This is a genomic window from Corynebacterium sp. HMSC076C10, from assembly GCF_001812455.1.
GTDB classification, from domain to species: Bacteria; Actinomycetota; Actinomycetes; order Mycobacteriales; family Mycobacteriaceae; genus Corynebacterium; species Corynebacterium jeikeium_D.
Genome location: NZ_KV809090.1, coordinates 1 through 17,528, shown reverse-complemented (window position 1 = coordinate 17,528; position 17,528 = coordinate 1). Strand labels below are relative to the sequence as shown.

15 protein-coding genes are annotated in these 17,528 nt (G+C 60.5%); 4 read left to right on the top strand and 11 right to left on the bottom strand.

The features are described 5' to 3' along the window. Positions 1-13: 13 nt before the first annotated feature. The 5 genes from HMPREF2857_RS01150 to HMPREF2857_RS01130 form a co-directional block, all read right to left on the bottom strand. Complete coding sequence (locus tag HMPREF2857_RS01150) at positions 14-1,315, bottom strand: sulfate adenylyltransferase subunit 1 (RefSeq protein ID WP_070566331.1); 1,302 nt, start codon at positions 1,313-1,315, stop codon at positions 14-16. Beyond that, positions 1,315-2,241, bottom strand: a complete 927-nt coding sequence (cysD, locus tag HMPREF2857_RS01145; RefSeq protein WP_049189477.1) for a sulfate adenylyltransferase subunit CysD — start codon at positions 2,239-2,241, stop codon at positions 1,315-1,317. The genes HMPREF2857_RS01150 and cysD overlap by 1 nt, the downstream gene beginning before the upstream one ends. Before the next feature lie 117 nt (positions 2,242-2,358). Then, positions 2,359-3,123 carry a phosphoadenylyl-sulfate reductase gene (locus tag HMPREF2857_RS01140; protein WP_048734528.1) on the bottom strand — a complete coding sequence of 255 codons (765 nt, stop codon included), beginning with the start codon at positions 3,121-3,123 and terminating at the stop codon, positions 2,359-2,361. Between the two features lie 250 nt (positions 3,124-3,373). Continuing rightward, a complete protein-coding gene (locus HMPREF2857_RS01135; protein WP_016421533.1) occupies positions 3,374-5,080 on the bottom strand; it encodes a nitrite/sulfite reductase in 1,707 nt (568 codons plus the stop codon). A gap of 143 nt (positions 5,081-5,223) precedes the next feature. Further along, a complete protein-coding gene (locus tag HMPREF2857_RS01130) occupies positions 5,224-6,249 on the bottom strand; it encodes a sulfite exporter TauE/SafE family protein (RefSeq protein WP_070642267.1) in 1,026 nt (341 codons plus the stop codon). Positions 6,250-6,502: 253 nt separating this feature from the next. Between HMPREF2857_RS01130 and HMPREF2857_RS01125 the strand changes: the two genes are divergently transcribed. Then, positions 6,503-8,008: an FAD-dependent oxidoreductase gene (locus tag HMPREF2857_RS01125; protein ID WP_069358961.1), complete on the top strand. Its 1,506-nt coding sequence runs from the start codon at positions 6,503-6,505 to the stop codon at positions 8,006-8,008. Between the two features lie 64 nt (positions 8,009-8,072). Next, positions 8,073-8,576 (top strand): phosphoribosyltransferase, encoded by a 504-nt coding sequence (locus HMPREF2857_RS01120; protein ID WP_048734520.1) that lies wholly within the window; start codon positions 8,073-8,075, stop codon positions 8,574-8,576. 86 nt (positions 8,577-8,662) lie between these two features. Here HMPREF2857_RS01120 and purT read toward each other — a convergent pair whose 3' ends face one another. The 6 genes from purT to HMPREF2857_RS01090 all read right to left on the bottom strand — a co-directional run bounded on the left by purT (position 8,663) and on the right by HMPREF2857_RS01090 (position 15,515). Continuing rightward, positions 8,663-9,883: a formate-dependent phosphoribosylglycinamide formyltransferase gene (gene purT, locus HMPREF2857_RS01115; protein ID WP_070642264.1), complete on the bottom strand. Its 1,221-nt coding sequence runs from the start codon at positions 9,881-9,883 to the stop codon at positions 8,663-8,665. Between the two features lie 116 nt (positions 9,884-9,999). Continuing rightward, positions 10,000-11,031, bottom strand: a complete 1,032-nt coding sequence (locus tag HMPREF2857_RS01110; RefSeq protein WP_070642368.1) for a nucleoside hydrolase — start codon at positions 11,029-11,031, stop codon at positions 10,000-10,002. A gap of 96 nt (positions 11,032-11,127) precedes the next feature. Next, on the bottom strand, positions 11,128-12,384 hold the full coding sequence (locus tag HMPREF2857_RS01105) for a glycerophosphodiester phosphodiesterase family protein (RefSeq protein WP_049169869.1): 1,257 nt from the start codon (positions 12,382-12,384) through the stop codon (positions 11,128-11,130). A 192-nt stretch (positions 12,385-12,576) separates the two neighbouring features. Next, positions 12,577-13,215 carry an LppP/LprE family lipoprotein gene (locus HMPREF2857_RS01100; protein WP_070642262.1) on the bottom strand — a complete coding sequence of 213 codons (639 nt, stop codon included), beginning with the start codon at positions 13,213-13,215 and terminating at the stop codon, positions 12,577-12,579. Positions 13,216-13,377: 162 nt separating this feature from the next. Further along, positions 13,378-13,968 (bottom strand): LppP/LprE family lipoprotein, encoded by a 591-nt coding sequence (locus HMPREF2857_RS01095; protein WP_070642362.1) that lies wholly within the window; start codon positions 13,966-13,968, stop codon positions 13,378-13,380. A 257-nt stretch (positions 13,969-14,225) separates the two neighbouring features. After that, positions 14,226-15,515, bottom strand: a complete 1,290-nt coding sequence (locus tag HMPREF2857_RS01090; protein WP_016421542.1) for an adenylosuccinate synthase — start codon at positions 15,513-15,515, stop codon at positions 14,226-14,228. 51 nt (positions 15,516-15,566) lie between these two features. Here HMPREF2857_RS01090 and HMPREF2857_RS01085 point away from each other — a divergent pair, with 51 nt between their 5' ends. Both HMPREF2857_RS01085 and HMPREF2857_RS01080 read left to right on the top strand, forming a co-directional pair. After that, positions 15,567-16,511, top strand: coding sequence for a hypothetical protein (locus HMPREF2857_RS01085; protein WP_246819569.1), 945 nt, complete (start codon positions 15,567-15,569; stop codon positions 16,509-16,511). A gap of 133 nt (positions 16,512-16,644) precedes the next feature. Continuing rightward, complete coding sequence (locus HMPREF2857_RS01080) at positions 16,645-17,337, top strand: DUF1707 SHOCT-like domain-containing protein (protein ID WP_070439015.1); 693 nt, start codon at positions 16,645-16,647, stop codon at positions 17,335-17,337. The last annotated feature ends 191 nt before the right edge of the window (positions 17,338-17,528 follow it).

Here is a 17,528-nt window from a genome sequence, read left to right as displayed (position 1 = left end):
CTACCTGGCAGCTCTACTGGGCAGCGCCACGCACGAGGCCTGCGGTGAGGGTGTCACCGGTGCCCGGCTCGATGAGCAGGAACGCACCGACACGACCACCGACGCGGTAGACATCGACCGGCAGCGGCTGTGCGACCTCGACGGTGATCTCAGCGACGTCGTTGACTGCAAGCTGATCAGCTACACCGGTGGGCTCACCGGTTTCGATGTCGATGAGCGCATCGACGGAAGCGATACGACCACGCACCAGCGCGGCACCGTAGCGCACCTCTACGACGCGACCGACTGCCAACGGCTTGTCTGCAAGGTGGACGGCCACGGCGGAGAAACGGCGCACGTCTTCCGGGCGCGTGCCACTGATGAGGTCGCCACGGGCGAGGTCGAACTCGGCATCCAGGCTGATGGCCGCCGACTGGCCGGCCACGGCCTCAGTGACATCCTCAGCTGCCACAGTGATCTTCGTGACCGTAGCCTGACGGTTGGCGTCTACGGAGACAACATCGCCCACACGCACGCTACCTGCGGCGATACGGCCGGCGTAACCACGGTATTCAGTGGCGTGATCGCGAATGACATAGTCGATGGGCAGGCGCAGGTCAGCCTCGGCATCGGTTTCCAGGTCGGCACCGATGTTGAGGTTTTCCAGCAGCTCCAGCACGGTCGGACCCTCGTACCACGGAGTGTGCTCAGAAGAATCGACAATGTTGTCGCCGACCAGAGCCGACACTGGAACAACGAAGGTGTTCTGCAGACCCAGGCGCTCTGCTAGTGCTGCCACATCCGACTCAATCTTGCGGAAGGCCTCTTCGCTGTAGTCCAGCAAGTCAATCTTGTTGACAGCAAAGATTACGTGGCGAACGCCCAGCAGACCGGCCACCGTTGCGTGACGCTTGGTCTGCGTCACGACGCCGTTGCGCGCGTCGATAAGCAAAACGACGGCCTCGGCGGTGGACATACCAGTGATGGTGTTTCGGGTGTACTGCTCGTGACCAGGGCAGTCGGCGAGGATGAACGAGCGGACGTCGGTGGCGAAGTAGCGGTAGGCGACGTCGATGGTGATGCCCTGCTCGCGCTCGGCCCGCAGACCGTCGACCAGCAGCGACAGGTCAGGGTTTTCCTGACCGCGCGCCTGTGAGGAGGCGACGACGGCCTCGTACTGGTCAGCGAGGATGTTCTTCGTGTCGTGCAGCAGGCGACCGACGAAGGTGGACTTACCGTCGTCGACGGAGCCAGCGGTGCACAGGCGAAGAGTGCGACGAGCGCGAGTGGCGCGGTCAGCGGTAATCAGGGTAGCTGGGGAATTTGGCTGGCTCATCAGAAGTAACCTTCCTTCTTGCGGTCTTCCATGGAGGATTCGGACAACTTGTCATCTGCGCGGGTAGCGCCGCGCTCGGTGAGCTTGGATGTGCGAAGTTCCTCCATGACCTCCGCAATAGTGGTGGCAGTCGATTCGACAGCGCCGGTGCAGCTCATGTCACCGACAGTGCGGTAGCGGACAGTGCGAACCTCGAGGGTCTCGCCGTCGCGGGGGCCACCCCACTCGCCCGGCGCCAACCACATACCGCCGCGGTTGAACACCTCACGCTCGTGGGCGAAGTAGATGGGAGGCAGTTCGATGTCACGGGCTTCGATATAGGCCCAGACGTCGGCCTCGGTCCAGTTCGAGATCGGGAAAACGCGAACGTTCTCTCCGGCGGCGTGGCGACCGTTGTAGAGGCCCCACAGCTCAGGGCGCTGACGGCGTGGATCCCAACCGCCGAAGGAGTCGCGGACGGAGAACACGCGCTCCTTTGCGCGGGCCTTCTCCTCATCGCGGCGGGCGCCACCGAGAACGGCATCGTAACCGCGGTTGGCAATGGTCTCCACCAGCGGCACGGTCTGCAAGGGGTTGCGGGTGCCGTCGGCACGCTCGGTGAGCACGCCGCTGTCGATCCAGTCTTGGACCTTGGCTACGTGCAGCTTGATGCCCGGCTGAGCGGCAATCTTGTCGCGGAATTCAATAACTTCGGGGAAGTTGTGGCCGGTGTCGACGTGGAGCAGCTCCAGCGGGATACCCGCCGGTGCGAAGGCGCGCTTGGCCAGCTCGAGCACGACGACGGAATCCTTTCCGCCGGAGAAAAGTAGTGCCGGACGCTCGAACTGACCGGCGGTCTGGCGAATAATGTCGATGGCCTCGGCTTCCAGCTCGGCAAGCCGCGGGTCGAGGCGGTTTTGTACGGAAACGGTGGTTGAGCTAGTCATGGGGGTTCTTTCTGTTGGGGCTGTGTTGGCTGTTGTAACTGCGCTGTTTTAGCTGATATCGGTTATCGGCGGGCGGCTAGTGGCTGGCGGCAAGTAGCTGTCTGCTAGCCGCTCGAACTAGAGGTGCAATCCGCACTCAGTCTTCTCGGAGCCCGCCCAGCGACCCGAGCGCGGATCCGCGCCCTCTGCCACTCGCGCGGTGCATGTCGCGCAGCCAATCGACGGGAACCCCTGTTGCGTCAGCGGATGCACAATGAGGTCGTTGTCCTCGATGTACTGGGCAACATCCTCATCTGTCCAGGTGGCCAACGGGTTGAGCTTGATGCGACCAGTCTTGTCGATCTCCAGTACCGGCGTGTGTGCGCGGGTCGGCGCGTCGACGCGCTTCAGACCTGTGACCCAGCCCTCGTAGGGGCGCTTCACGGCAGACAGCGGCTCGACCTTCCGCAATGCGCAGCATCGCGTCGGGTCGGTCTTGTACAGATCGACGCCCTCTTCGGCGTCCTGCTCGGCGCGGGTGCGCTTCGGCTCAATCGACAGCAGTCGGTTGTCGTAACGCTGTGCGACCTGCTCTGCCACGTCGAGGGTCTCCGGGAAGTGGTAACCGGTATCCAGGAAAATCAGATCTGCCTCCGGCGCGTGCCGAGCAGCCAGTTCCGCCAACACTGTGTCCTGCATCGACAGGGTCACGGCCAGTGGCGTGTGCAGGTGCTCCGCACCCCATTCCAGTACTTCCCCAGCAGTGGCGGTCTCCAGCTTGGAGCCCCACTCCAGTGCGAGCTCAATCAGACGGCGAGCAGTTTCCGGGTTGTCCAGCGCGTCTTCACGCGCGAGCGCCTCCTGAGTCTTAATGACCTCAGCGGTTTTCAGTCCCGTGCTCATGACGCCACCTTTCTATCGATATGTCCGTGCAGTTTCACTGTGAATACCCGGCAGCATTCGCGACATTGCCAGGCGTAATCGGTTTCCAGGTCGGGCCACAGATCATCACCGCCGCAGTAAGGGCAATGCATCACCGCACCCCGGTTCGGATTGGGGTGTGCGCTTCGGCCACCGATCCCCAGTCGCGCTGGCGTCTCGTCTTTTTCGCTTAACGACGGCCCCTGCGGCCGAACCCCATTGGGAGATTCACTCACTTCAGGTCCTCCTCATCAGCACGGACAATCCACTCGCGGAACTGTTCACCCTCGTGGCGCTGCTCCTTGAAGTGATTGACGACGCGCTCGATGTAGTCACCCAGTTCTGCCGAGGTGACCTTGTGTCCGCGAACCTTGCGGCCGAAGTTGGCATCGAGCCCCAGCGAACCACCGAGGTGAACCTGGAAACCCTCGACACGGTTGCCCTCGTCGTCGGTGACAATCTGCCCCTTGAGTCCGATGTCGGCAATCTGCGTGCGGGCGCAGGCATTCGGGCAGCCATTGAGCGCAATGGTGATTGGGACGTCGAGGTCACCGAGGCGTTCCTCCAAGTCGCCCACCAAATCAATTGCGCGCTGGCGCGTGGTGACAAGTGCGAGCTTGCAGAACTCTAGGCCGGTGCAGGCCAGGATGCCCCGTCGGAAAGCTGAGGGCTTGGCAGACAGGCCAATTTCGTCGAGTTCTGCGAGCAGGGAGTCGACCTGGTCGTCGGCGACGTCGAGGAGAATGAGCTCCTTCATCACGGTGGTGCGGACGCGGGAAACACCGTGGCGCTCGGCGATGTCGGCGAGTTTGACCAGGTCAGAGCCCGGAACACGGCCAACAGCGGGCTTAACACCGACGTAGTTGAGACCGTCGGCCTGCTTGTGCACGCCGATGTGGTCACGGTCGCCCTCGAAAGGTTCGGGTGCGGGGCCGTCGATAAGCTTGCGGTTGAGGTAGTCGTCTTCGAGTACCTGGCGGAACTTCTCCGCGCCCCATTCGGCAACGAGGAACTTCAGACGCGCACGATTGCGCAGGCGACGGTAGCCGTAGTCCCGGAAGATGCGGCACACGCCCGCCCATACCTCGGGAACCTCGTCCTCTGGGATCCAGGCGCCGAGACGCTGGGCGAGCATCGGGTTGGTGGAGAGACCACCACCGACCCAAACGTCGAAACCGGGGCCGTGCTCTGGATGATTGACACCGACGAAGGCAACGTCCTGGACCTCGTGGGTGACATCGAGACGCGGGGAACCGGAAACTGCCGACTTAAACTTACGCGGTAGGTTGGAGAACTCGTCGCCGGAGAGGTACTCCTCCTTGATGCGGCGGATGGCGTTGGTGCCGTCGACAATTTCATCGGCCGCAACACCGGCAACCGGGCTGCCTAGAATAACGCGGGGAACGTCGCCGCAGCCAAAGTTGGTGTCGAGACCAACTCGCTCAAGGCGGTCCCAGATCTCCGGCATATCTTCGACGCGAATCCAGTGCAGCTGGACGTTCTGGCGGTCGGAGAAGTCCGCAGTGTCGCGGGCGAAGTCGCGGGAAATCTCGCCGATGGTGCGAATGCCCTCGGTGGTGGTCTGGCCACCGTCGAGGCGGACGCGGAGCATAAAGTACTTGTCCTGCAGCTCGGCGTTGGTCTTCACGCCGGTGTGCTCACCGCTAAGCCCCTGCTTGCGCTGGGTGTAGAGGCCAATCCACTTAAAGCGAGGCGCTAGGTCCTCCGCGGGGATGGAGTCAAACCCCTGCTTGGAGTAGATGTCGATAACACGCTGCTTAACGGCGATGCCAGCATCTTCTTTCTTAATGCGCTCGTCGTCGTTAAGTGGCTCGCGGCCGTCGATAAGCCACTGCCCCTGTGGCTTCGGTGCGCGCTTCTTACGTCGGGTAGCCGCTGCGGAAGCTGGACGCTCGGCGGTTTTCGTAGGAGAGCTCATGGGGAATCTACCGAATCACTTTCGTTTTGTTCTCGTTGACCGAATTAGTTTCTAATCTTTATAGACCGTTTGGTCTACGTTGCATTGCAGGCAACATTAGACCGACCAGTCTGGCTAGTGCAAGCCGGGACACGCTCGGATACCTAGCGGACCCCCGCTTCGCCCACGCGGACACCGTTTTTCGCACCCACTTTGACACCTTCAGAAGCATCCTCGGCCCCGACATCAACCGAAGCGGGTGATGGAGATCCAGAACTAGGCACATCAGCCGAGGAAGACTGAGAAGTCGGCTCAAGCTGGATCCGCTGACGCAAACCCGGAAGAGTGTCGTGCGAACGCGCCCACAGCACCAGCGCGACGACAACAAAAGCCCACACAAGCAGCACTGTCGCCAGCACGCCACCAGAAACCAGCGACGAAAACAGAGTGCGAATATTCAGCCCCACCAACACGCCGCCGATCGCAATCCCAAGCAGCCGCGGATTAATGCGCCCCACCAGGTACGCAGCCAAGGGTGCCGCAATCACACCACCGCACAACAAACCAATTACCGGTGCGGCATGCTGGGTGAATTCCTCCCGCAGCTTGGGCAAAAAGCCCAGTACAGCCGCCGAGGCAACGAGAAATTCCGCCGCAGAGACAGTACCGATAATCTTGCGCGGCTGGTCAGCCTCAGCGCCGAGCAAAGTTGAGGTGGTAACAGGCCCCCAACCACCGCCTCCAGTGGAATCAAGCAGGCCACCAAAGAGCCCCAACGGAGCGAGCTTCTTCGCCCCCCAGGCCTTCTTCTTGCGCTTAACATTGGCCAAAAAGGCGAAGCGGATTATCACCCACAGACCGAGGAAAAGCAAGATTGTCGAGGTCACAGGCGTCGCAGCATCACCGTCGAGATTCGCCAAAAAGGTCGCACCAATAAAGGCACCGATAGCACCCGGCACGCCAAGACTCAGCGCACGTCGCCAGTCGACATTGCCGAATCGCCAGTGTGAAATACCGGAGGCCAGTGTCGTACCCACCTCTGCTACGTGAACCACCGCCGACGCAGTGGCAGCACTACTACCAGCGACAATAAACAGCGAAGTAGCGGTGACACCGAAAGCCATCCCCAGAGTGCCGTCGACTAATTGCGCGCCAAGGCCGATTAGCACGAAGATTATGAGTTTTTCCATGACAAGCCCTTCCCCGCTTACCCAACCAGAGCCTGCCGTTGCCACGATGCCCGCACGACGAGCCCCTTTCAGAGCTCATTCAGCAGAAGCGATGCGCAGCAAAACCCTCTCAAGCCAAAGCAGTGATTCTTGCGGTGTTTTGTGTTTGCTTTTTGTAGACCAGTTTGTCTATATTCTGTTTCAGCAAGCATAGACCGATTGGTCTACGATAAGCAATCGCGACAAAGAAAACGTAGAAAAAGGATTCCACCCAATGACCAACGACCAGACTGCAGCCCAGAACACGGCCGCTTCCTCACTGCCCGATCTCGCCAACTCCACCACGCCGCTGCGTGTAGCCGTGGTTGGCTCGGGTCCGGCCGGTATCTACGCCTCCGACGCGCTGATGAAGTCCGGCCGCGATGTCGCCATCGACCTCTACGAGCGCCTTCCAGTGCCGTTCGGCCTCATCCGCTACGGTGTTGCGCCAGACCACCCGCGAATCAAGGGCATCATTAAGTCCCTCCACCGAGTGCTGGACAAGCCGCAGGTTCGACTACTGGGCAACGTGGACGTCGGCAAGCAGGTCAGCGTTGATGAACTGCGCCAGTTCTACGACGCCATCATCTTCGCCACTGGCGCGACCGGCGACCGTGATCTGAACATCCCGGGCTCGGACCTGCCGGAGCACTACGGCGCCGGTGAGTTCGTAGGTTTCTACGACTCCCACCCGGAGTTTGCTCGCGAATGGGACCTCTCTGCTGAGTCGGTCGCTGTGATCGGCGTCGGTAACGTGGGCCTCGACGTCGCCCGTATTCTCGCCAAGACTGCCGATGAGCTGCACGTCACCGAAATCGCCGACAACGTCTACGACGGCCTGGCAAAGAATGCCGCCCGCGAAGTCCATGTCTTTGGCCGTCGCGGTCCGGCTCAGGCAAAGTTCACTCCACTGGAGCTGAAGGAACTGGACCACTCTGACACCATTGAGGTTGTCGTGAATCCGGAGGACATCCAGTACGATGCCGCCTCCGAAACGTCCCGTCGCGAGTCCAAGATCACCGATCAGGTCTGTACGATTCTGGAAAACTACGCCATCCGCGAGCCAAAGGGCGCCCCGCACAAGCTCTTCATCCACTTCTTCGAGTCCCCGGTCGAAATCATCGGCGAGACCGGTGAAGATGGAGTACAGCACGTCAGCGCTATCCGCACCGAACGCACCGAACTCGACGGCGAGGGTGGCGTCCGCGGCACCGGCAAGTTCACCGAATGGCCGGTCGGTGCGGTCTACCGCGCAGTCGGCTACCGCTCCGACGCAGTCACCGGCGTACCGTTCGACACCGGCACGCACACCATCCCAGATGCCGGCGGCCGCGTGCTTGACGACATCGACGGCAACCACATCCAGGGCCTGTACACCACCGGCTGGATTCGCCGTGGCCCGGTCGGCCTAATCGGTAACACCAAGGGCGATGCCAACGAAGCTGTCGGCAACCTCATCGCCGACTGGGAGGCAGGTCGCCTGGCCGCACCTGCAAAGCCCACGCATAACGACGTCGACGAGTTCCTGGCCGACAAGGGCCTCCAGGTCACCACCTGGGAGGGCTGGCACGCACTCGACGCCGCCGAGCGTGCCGCGGGCGAAGCCGAAGGCCGCGAGCGCAAGAAGCTGGTCGAGTGGGCTGACATGGTTACGGCCTCCACGGTCGTCGCAAAGCAGCCAGATGCCGATGACGTGGCCGAAGCTGTGCACGAAGCTGTTGTGGAGACCGTCGCGAGCTAGCGCATCGGGTCTAACCGGACAGTTGATTATGCACGTCAGTCGATTTTCGGATTAGAGTTAATACATGGCTTATCATGCAGACTCATCCAACCTGGACGTCAAGGAAGTTCTGACCTGGGAAGGCTTCGGCGTCGCCTCCCGTGAACTGGCACAGCAGATTGTCGACTCGGACTTCGACCCGGAGATTATTATCGCCGTGGCCCGCGGTGGCCTGCTGCCAGCAGGCGCACTCAGCTACACCATGGGCGTCAAGCTCTCTGACGCCATCAACGTCGAGTTCTACACCGACGTGGCGGAGACCCTGCCGGATCCGGTTCTGCTGGAGCCGCTGCTGGACATCGAATCGATTTCCAACCGCCGCCTGCTGGTCGTCGACGATGTGGCTGACTCCGGTCGCACGCTGCATCTGGTGCTCGACCTGCTCAAGAAGCACGGCGCTGAAGTCCGTTCCGCTGTGCTCTACGGCAAGTCCCGCTCGGAGATTGCACCGGACTACGTCTGGAAGCACACCGATGACTGGATCGTCTTCCCCTGGTCGGCCGAGCCACCGGTACAGAAGTCCAAATAGCTCACGCGCTGCCGGAGGCGCACAAAAAAGTGCGCTGCAGCGTTCCTTTCCCAAGCAACACCAGCAGCGCACACTAGGTCGTCGAACTACCCCAGTTCGACGACCTTAATCTTTGATGCCGCCTCCGATGCACGCTCACGAGCAGCGTCGACAGAATCTGCGGTCGAAACAGCAACACCCATGCGGCGACGCGGACCGGCAAACGGCTTACCAAAGATACGAATGTCTGTCTCCGGAATAGCCATGGCCTCAGCCAGGCCGGTGTAGCCCGGCTGCTCGATGTCAGCACCGCCGTAGACGACAGCGGAGGCTCCCGGGGACACCAGCGTGACGTCGATAGGCAGCCCCAGCACGGCACGCGCGTGCAGCTCGAACTCGGAGAAGCGCTGGGTGCCCATGGTGACCATGCCGGTGTCATGCGGGCGCGGGCTGACCTCGGAGAACCACACCTCATCGCCTCGGACGAACAGCTCGACGCCGAAGATACCGCGGCCGCCCAGCGCGTTGGTGATGCGCGCGGCGACAGAGCGAGCATTGTCCAGGGCGTTTTCGCTCATGGCAGCCGGTTGCCAGGACTCAACGTAGTCACCATCCTGCTGACGGTGGCCGATGGGCTCACAGAACCACGTTGCCCCCTCGCCGGTCTCCGGATCAACGGAGCGCACGGTCAGCAGCGTAATCTCATAGTCGAAATCGACGAAGCCCTCCACGATGACGCGACCGGACTCGACGCGACCGCCACTCATGGCGTAATCCCACGCGGCCTGGACATCTTCCGGCGAACGCAGCGTGGACTGTCCCTTGCCCGAGGAACTCATGACCGGCTTGACCACGCATGGGAAGCCAATCTCATCAACAGCTGCGGTGAACTCATCAAAGCTGGAGGCGAAGTGATAGCGGGAAGTCGGCAGCCCGACCTCTTCCGCAGCCAGGCGGCGAATACCCTCTCGGTTCATGGTCAGCTGAGTCGCCCGTGTGGTCGGAATAACGGTGACATCCAGCGTCTCATCTTCCTCAACCTCTGCCAGCACCTCGGTTGCCAGGGCCTCAATCTCAGGGACGATGAAGTGGGGCTTGACCTGGAGAATCAGGTCCCGCAGTGCGCTGGGGTCCGACATATTCAACACGTAGGCGTGGTGAGCTACCTGGTGTGCCGGTGCATGCTCGTAGCGATCGGCAGCGTGCACCTCAACGCCAAGACGCTGGAAAGCAATGGTCACCTCCTTGCCGAGCTCGCCAGAGCCGAGCAGCAGCACTCGCGTTGCTCCCGGCTGGTACGGGGTTCCGGTGACTTCAGGGGTGAACATCGAGATAAATTCGCTTTCGTCTACGGCACATACGCTGCGCAACCAGCAGCTGTTAAATTGATTGCCTCCAGCATACGACAGCGAGCTGATTCACCGCGGCGGGCACGGGCGGGAACCTAGCGCGGGAACACCCGCTGAAACTCAGCCAGCGCCACCTCACGGTCAGCGGCCAGGACAACATTCGCCACCGCTCCGGCTGAATCCTCCACCACCTGGCCGCGGCGTGCTGGCTCATCTGCAAAGGTTCGCTTATCGACGCCCACGAGACGCATCTTCTCCACTTCCCCTGTCACCGCACCGACGGCCACCATCGCAGCGAAGAGGTCATGAACCTGCGCCTTGTAACCGACTCCAACTCCCTGGTGGAACTCAAAGTAGAACTTCAGCGAGCGGCGCAGAACACGCAGCAGCTCCGAGTTCATACCGGCATCTCGCCAGGATTCAATCTCAGTATCACTAATGGTGATGGTCTCGGTGACATTGAGCGGAACCAGCGTCGGCACCGGCGCGCCTGCGGCGGTGGCGATGCTGCGCACGGCATCCTCCGGGCGCTCGACGGCCACAGCGCCCGCGGTGCCGAAGACCTCGATGACCGCGGTGGGGTCAACCCAGAAGTTCCATTCCGCAAACTCGGTAACGTTACCGTGGTACTCCACAGCACCACCCATAATGGTCACGCCGTCGAGCTCCCGCATGAGTTCCGGGTACTTCTTCAAAGCGGCCACGTAGGTGGTCATAGGGCCAGTGATCAGCAGGTGCACCTTCTCCCCCGTCGACCGTGCCTGCTCGATGACCTGGCGCCACAGCGCCAGCGGATCCGCCGCTCCTGCGCGCCCCGGTTCGTAGATGACGGCCGGTGGCGCCAGGTTGTAGCCCAGCCCGTACGGGCCATGAGTCTCAGGCGTGGTGGTCAGCTCACGGTCAGCGGGCCCCTCGAAACCGCTGACGACCGGAACCTCCGGACAACCACAAAGATTCAGCATGTACTTGGTATTACGGGCAGACCATGCCGCAGTGGTGTTACCACCTGCGCAGGTCACACCCACCAGCTCGATCTCGCCTGCGGTATGCAACCCCGCGAGGTAGACGAGAGCAAGACTGTCATCGATACCCGTGTCAACGTCGGCAAGCACTTTCAAACGCGTCATAAGGTCAAGTGTGACACGAAACACGCTCGGCCCGCAGAGCTAAACATGGGCAAAACAGGGATACAGACGAGTTTCCGCTGGTGCTGGCCGGGTTTACTAGTTCGTCGACATCGCTGCATCACCCACCGGAGCAGGCTCCGGCAGCGGCATATTCAGCTCGGCCAAGACCTCGCGCAGTCGCGTCGGGTAGTCGGTGATGATGCCGTCGACACCAGCGGCAATCTGCTCGCGCATGGTCTCCTTTTCGTTCACCGTCCATGGCACCACCTTCATGCCGGCCTCATGCGCACGGGAGATTAGCTCCGGCGTGGCGACCGGGTGGTAGTCAGCATCCGACGGTGTCTTGCCGTAAGGAATGCTGTGCGTCGGCGAGAGCACCTGCACGCCGAGCTGCTTGGCGGCCTCGATGATGTCGCCATTGACCTCGTCGTAATTGACATCGCCGATCCAAGGAGAATCCTTCTTCCAGGTGGTTTCGTCCCACAGCATGACCAGCGGAATCTCCGGGTTCCGTTCCGCGACCAGCGGCAGCGAGCGCCAATCGAAGGATTGAATCATCACACGATCAGCCACACCCGCGCGGTCAATCTCGTCGAGAATCACATCGACGAACTCCTGCGGTTCTGCCGAGTCAGCGCGCTTTTCGCCCTCGATCTTGGTCTCAATGTTGAAGTGGATGTCCTGGTTGTCCTTAGTCAGCTCGAACAGCTCCGGCAGGGTCATCATCCTATTGCCCTTGATTGGCTCCGCATCCGGGAAGTCCTCGAGCTTCTTGTCACAGACCAGGGTTTGTACCTGCTCATAGGTGAGATCATGTACGAGCTTGCCGACGTACGGGTACTGCGGATCCCCCTCCGTCACTGGCTCGGTGTCCGAGCACTTATCGTCTTGGATCTCCGGATCGTGCCAGACCATAGGCACGCCATCCTTCGTCAGGACGATGTCCAGCTCCAACGTCGTAACGCCCAGCTCCAACGAGTTGATCATCGCCTGCTTGGACTCCTCCGTCCACTCACCGCGACCACCACGGTGCGACTGCAGATCAAAACCCTCCGGCAGCTTAGCCATCGCAGCCGGCCGCACATTCGCGGCCGCATTCAGCTCAGCGACCTGCTGCTTTTCAAAGGTCTTCTCTTCGCTCGACGTAGTGCTGACCGCGCTTGCGCTGCTTGACGACGATGCCGCGTCGTTGTCTGCATCATTGCTGCAGGCTGCAATAGGAGAAATAGCAAACGCGCCCATAGCGATGGCCGCGATTGCGCGGCGCGTGCCGTGGACGCGTGAATTCTGAGGCTGCTCGCTCTGCTTGGTCCGTTCGTCAAACATGGAGTCAGATGAGTTGCGAGAAGACATGGCCGGTGATTTTCCTCTTTGGGCGTAGTATTAGCGACTTCATAGCGACGGCATAGTACCGACAACACAGTGTCGACAAACTACCGTCGGAGGTTTACGGAACACAGAAATCTGGGTGAAAACTGTGTGGTGCGCCACTACTTTAAAACGGCCTGACAGCACTCGCATCTGGAGAGAGTGCGGGGTGAGCGTTTAATTTCCCTCTGCCTTTGGAATCTCGCCTTCTTGAGCGACCTCTGCCCCATCCCAGGAGTACGTAACGGGAGCGTTGTACTGGTCTTTAAAGGCGAAGGCACCGCCGTCTTCGATCATTTTATTGACATCGAAGAAATTAACGGTCACAGTTTTGCCATCGCCTTCGACCGAGTTGATTGTCTGCGGACCACCGGCGGTACCCACGTACTCGCCCTTATGAAACAGCAGCACTGCACCAGCGGTAGTTGAATGCGTAATTTCATTCTGTACTGCTGAGGCAAAGGTCAACTCGCTGGTGGTATCCCAGTTCGTATCGTCCGTGACTGTCCAACCGCTGCCATTGCCACCTTCCATTGAGTTCAGGTCGGCAACCGCTTCTTCGAAAGCCTCTTCCTGAGTTGGCGCAGAAGAACCCCCATCGGAGTCGTTGTCATCGACATCCGGATTGGGGGTATCTGCACTTTCACTGTCATCCTCGACAGTGGTGGTCGTAGTGATGGTCGTCGTTTCTTGATCTACCTGAGAAGCAGAGGTCGGTGCTGCGGTCTCATCAGTGGAGCAACCGGACAAAGCCACTACACCTGCGACCGCCGCGCTAACCAGCATCGACCCGCGACGAACTGAATGACCACTCATGGCTGGAACCTCTTCTGTTCTCTCAAGTTTTCTCAAGCACTGCGCTACGACGGAGCATTACTTTCTCATGTCCGACTCTGAATTGAGTTTACTTGGGAAAACTCAAGAGACCCCGGGAGTGTCCAAGAATTTTCGAAAGCTCTCGAAAATTCTCGGGAGTCCTTAGGAAGCAGGCTTCGCGCCGCCGGGAATCTTGCCCTCGTGGACGACGTGATCTCCGTTCCAGAAGAAGTGAACATTAGAGGTGAACTTGGCCGCATCAGCGTTCGGCGCACCTGCGGCCTCCTGGGCCTCCCAGTCGTGGTAGATGACCGAGATGTTCTTACCATCAGGGGTCGGCGTCACCTTGTTGATGTGCTGAGGCCGGTCAGAGTCCGTACCAATGAACTCACCCTTGTGGAACATCAACAGCACAGTGGAGGACTGAGCGTTTCCCTGCTTGGCCTGATCTGCGAGAGCAAAGCTCAAATCGCTACACGGGCTGAAGTTGGAGGTGCCAGTGTACTTCCACCCATCATGGTTGTTCGGACGCTCCCTGTTGACCTTATCCAGGGCCTCTTGGATTTCAGGTGCAGCCGGGTTCGGGGTACAGCGATCCGCCTTCGCGGGAGCTGGAGCCGGCGCCGGTGCTGGGGCCGGTTCCGCCTGAGCCGCAGGAGCTGCAACGGCTCCACCTACTGCGGAGAAAATCATCGCGCCGGAAAGTACGGCGGAACTTGCCAGTCGTTGTACTCGGTGTCCTGTGTTTTGCATGAAAACCACACGCCTTCTGTCGTTTGGACTTCTGTCGTTGGACCACGCGGTGAGGCCTACGATACAAAAATGACTCTGGGATGCCAGTGTCAACTGACAATTCCCAGAGCCTTCTCGTGGTTAGCAAATGTTCTTTTTTACAGCAGCCAGCGGTTTCGACACCGAAGATTTTTTATCTAACAGTTCGATAAAGTCGGGTCGAAAGCCGGACTATTTTCCGGCTAGTTCGCCACTGTCCCCAGACTAAGTGTCCAGCGCTAGTTGTCCAGCACATCGTGGACAACGATGGTCTGGTCACGACCCGGGCCAACACCGATGTAGGAAATGCGAGCGCCGGAGAGCTCCTCCAGGCGGTTCAGGTAATCCTTGGCCTTGTCCGGCAGCTCATCGAAGGTGCGGCAGCCAGTGATGTCTTCGTCCCACGCAGGCATGGTCTCGTAAATCGGGACAGCGTGGTGGAACTCCGACTGGGTGAGTGGCATTTCGTCGTGACGCACGCCATCAACGTCGTAAGCGACACAAATCGGAATCTCGCCGATACCAGTCAGGACATCCAGCTTGGTGATGAACAGATCCGTGAAACCGTTGACGCGCGCGGCGTAGCGAGCCAGCACCGAGTCGTACCAACCACAGCGGCGCTTACGGCCGGTGTTGACTCCGACCTCACCGCCGGTGGTCTGCAGGTACTCGCCCCACTTGTCGAACAGCTCCGTCGGGAACGGGCCAGCACCGACGCGGGTGGTGTAGGCCTTCATGATGCCCAGCACCGAAGTGATCTTCGTCGGGCCGATACCGGTGCCCACGCAGGCACCACCAGCGGTTGGGTTCGAGGAGGTCACGAACGGGTAGGTGCCGTGGTCGACATCGAGCATGGTGGCCTGGCCGCCCTCCATGAGGACGTGCTTGCCGGCGTCCAAAGCCTGATTGAGCTCAAACTCCGAGTCGATAATCATCGGGCGCAGACGATCGGCGAAGCCCATGAAGTAATCAAAGACCTCATCCGGATCGATGGCGCGGCGGTTGTACAGCTTGACCAGAATCTGGTTCTTCTGAGCCAGCGAAGACTCAATCTTCTGGCGCAGAATCGACTCATCCAGAATGTCCTGGACACGCAAGCCCGTACGGCCGACCTTGTCTGCGTACGTCGGGCCGATACCGCGGCCAGTAGTGCCGATAGCGCGCTTACCCAGGAAGCGCTCGGTCACGCGATCCAGTGTCTGGTGGTACGGAGCAACCATGTGGGCATTGCCCGAAACGCGCAGGCGGGACGCCTTTGCACCGCGAGCTTCGAGGCCATCAATCTCGTCGAAAAGCGCCTCGAGGTTGACCACACAGCCGTTACCGATAATCGGCACAGCGTTTTCCGACAGCACACCCGCCGGAAGCAGCTTCAGCTCGTACTTCTCACCGCCAACGACAACGGTGTGGCCGGCGTTGTTGCCACCGTTGGGCTTGACGACGTAGTCGACGCGGCCACCGAGAATATCGGTTGCTTTGCCCTTGCCCTCGTCGCCCCACTGGGCACCGACGATAATGATTGCGGCCATAGTCCTACTTCAACTCCTGGGATTGCAGACGACGCATTAGAGTGTAGTCCTATGCGTATTGTTGTGCTGCAGTGTGGCCCCGATGTACCCGCGTTTTCCCAATTGCTCCGCCAATCATGGTCTACATCAGCACCGTCCACACCATCAGCACCAGCTACTCCGGCACCACCCGCCTATGCGCTTCACGACGTCGCGATGATCCCCACCCGCAAGGAGCTGGCTTTCATCGACGACCTGGCCAAGGACGTACTGCCTGTCGATACAGCTCCGACGCCGGAGGAAATCTCCAAGCAGAAGAAAGTCGACCACTTAGGCGCTCCTCAACCCGCTCCGCAAAAGCCGAGCGAGCCGTTACGAATTGTGGTCGTTGGCACCGACGCGGCATTGGCTGCCGTGGCAACCTACCTGATGCGCAAGAACCTCCTGTGGATTGAAGTGGCACATGTCCCCACCGCGCCCTCGACCGCGGCCAAAAACTGGGGCATCGAAGGAGGGGAAGGGCTCGATGCGGCGGCCGCGCTCACACGCCCGACGACGCCAGTGCCGCTGATCCGCGATGACACCGGCCACGCAATTGTTGGTTACGCCCTACTGACAGAGCCGGGAATTACCGGAGTGTCCTCAGCAAACGGGTTTACTGGCGAGGTCTATGTCGACGAGCATCAGATGTTCTCCGGCACATCCACCGGCCTACAGATTCGACCTACCCCCGATGCCCCGGGCATCGTTGCGGCCGAAGTTCCGGCGCCGGATGCGGAAATCGGTAACGAGGATGGAGTCGGCAAAGGCCTGCTGAGCCGACTCGGATTGGGGCGCGGTGGCCGTCGTAAAGCGAAAGAAGCCCCGGCCCGCGAGCTACACCGTCCGATGACGGGTCGGGCAGTTCAAGTTGGTGGCCTGGGCTTCCGATATGTGCGCGATGGAGTCGAGTCTCGAAAGCCGCGAGAGAAGACAACTATGTACCGACACCTTCGCGACTTGCAGATTGTGCGCTAACTGCGTCGGGCAATAGCCACGGTCTGCCCATGAGAAAGTGGCTTGCGCGAAAGCGGCCTGCGCGAAAGTTCGAGTACAGATAACATTTGGGTGTTAAAGCCACTGCCCGCCACTGCCTCGATAGGACAGCATCATGACTGACAACACCCCACGGCTACGCGCTGGCGACCAAGCCCGCCACACTGCGCTGGAACGCTTGGAATGGGCATTCCGCGATGGCCAGATTGACTTTGCGGAATTGCAGGAGCGCACCGAGAAAGCCCAAAAGGCGACGTACATCGATGAGTTGCCCGCATTGACACAAGACTTGTCGCTGCCCGCGAACCTGGCCGAGCCGACTCCACATGCGCACCCAAACCCTAACCTGCGCCCGAACCTACACAGCGTCCCGGACGAGCACCATTCAGTGGCACCAAATGCAGCCAGCAATCATCAGCCAGCTCGGATTGATAGCTCCGCTGCGGCAACTGGTTCGAAGCTCTCCATCGGCATCTTTGGCGGCACCGACAAGAGAGGCCCTTGGACGTGCGCTCCCACGCACACCACGGTAGCGGCCTTCGGCGGGACTGGCTTGGATTTCCGCGAGGCCATCCTGACCGCGGAAACCACTGTCGTCAACATTGGCTGCGCCTTCGGTGGAGTCGACGTCATTGTCCCCGACCACTACCAAGTTGATGTCGACGTGCTGCCCATCTTCGGCGGCACGGATGTTACTGGAAAGCCGGGACGTCACCTTCCAGCTCCTGGCGCCGGACAGGCTCCGAAGATTATTGTGCGCGGCTTCGTCGCTTTCGGTGGCGTCGAGGTCAAGCGCGTACCGCACTAGAGCACGCTGCAGTAGCACGTGGGCAGTAGCATGTGCGCCGGAGCACGTGGGAAGTAACCGCCTGGCGCCTAGCTGTGATGTCCAGGGACGTTGTTCTGGCCCCCGCCCGTAATGACACCGTGCCGATTCAAGAAGTATCTGTCCAGACCGCTTGCCATTGAAGGCATGTTAGAGTTTGGGGCATGTCGAGT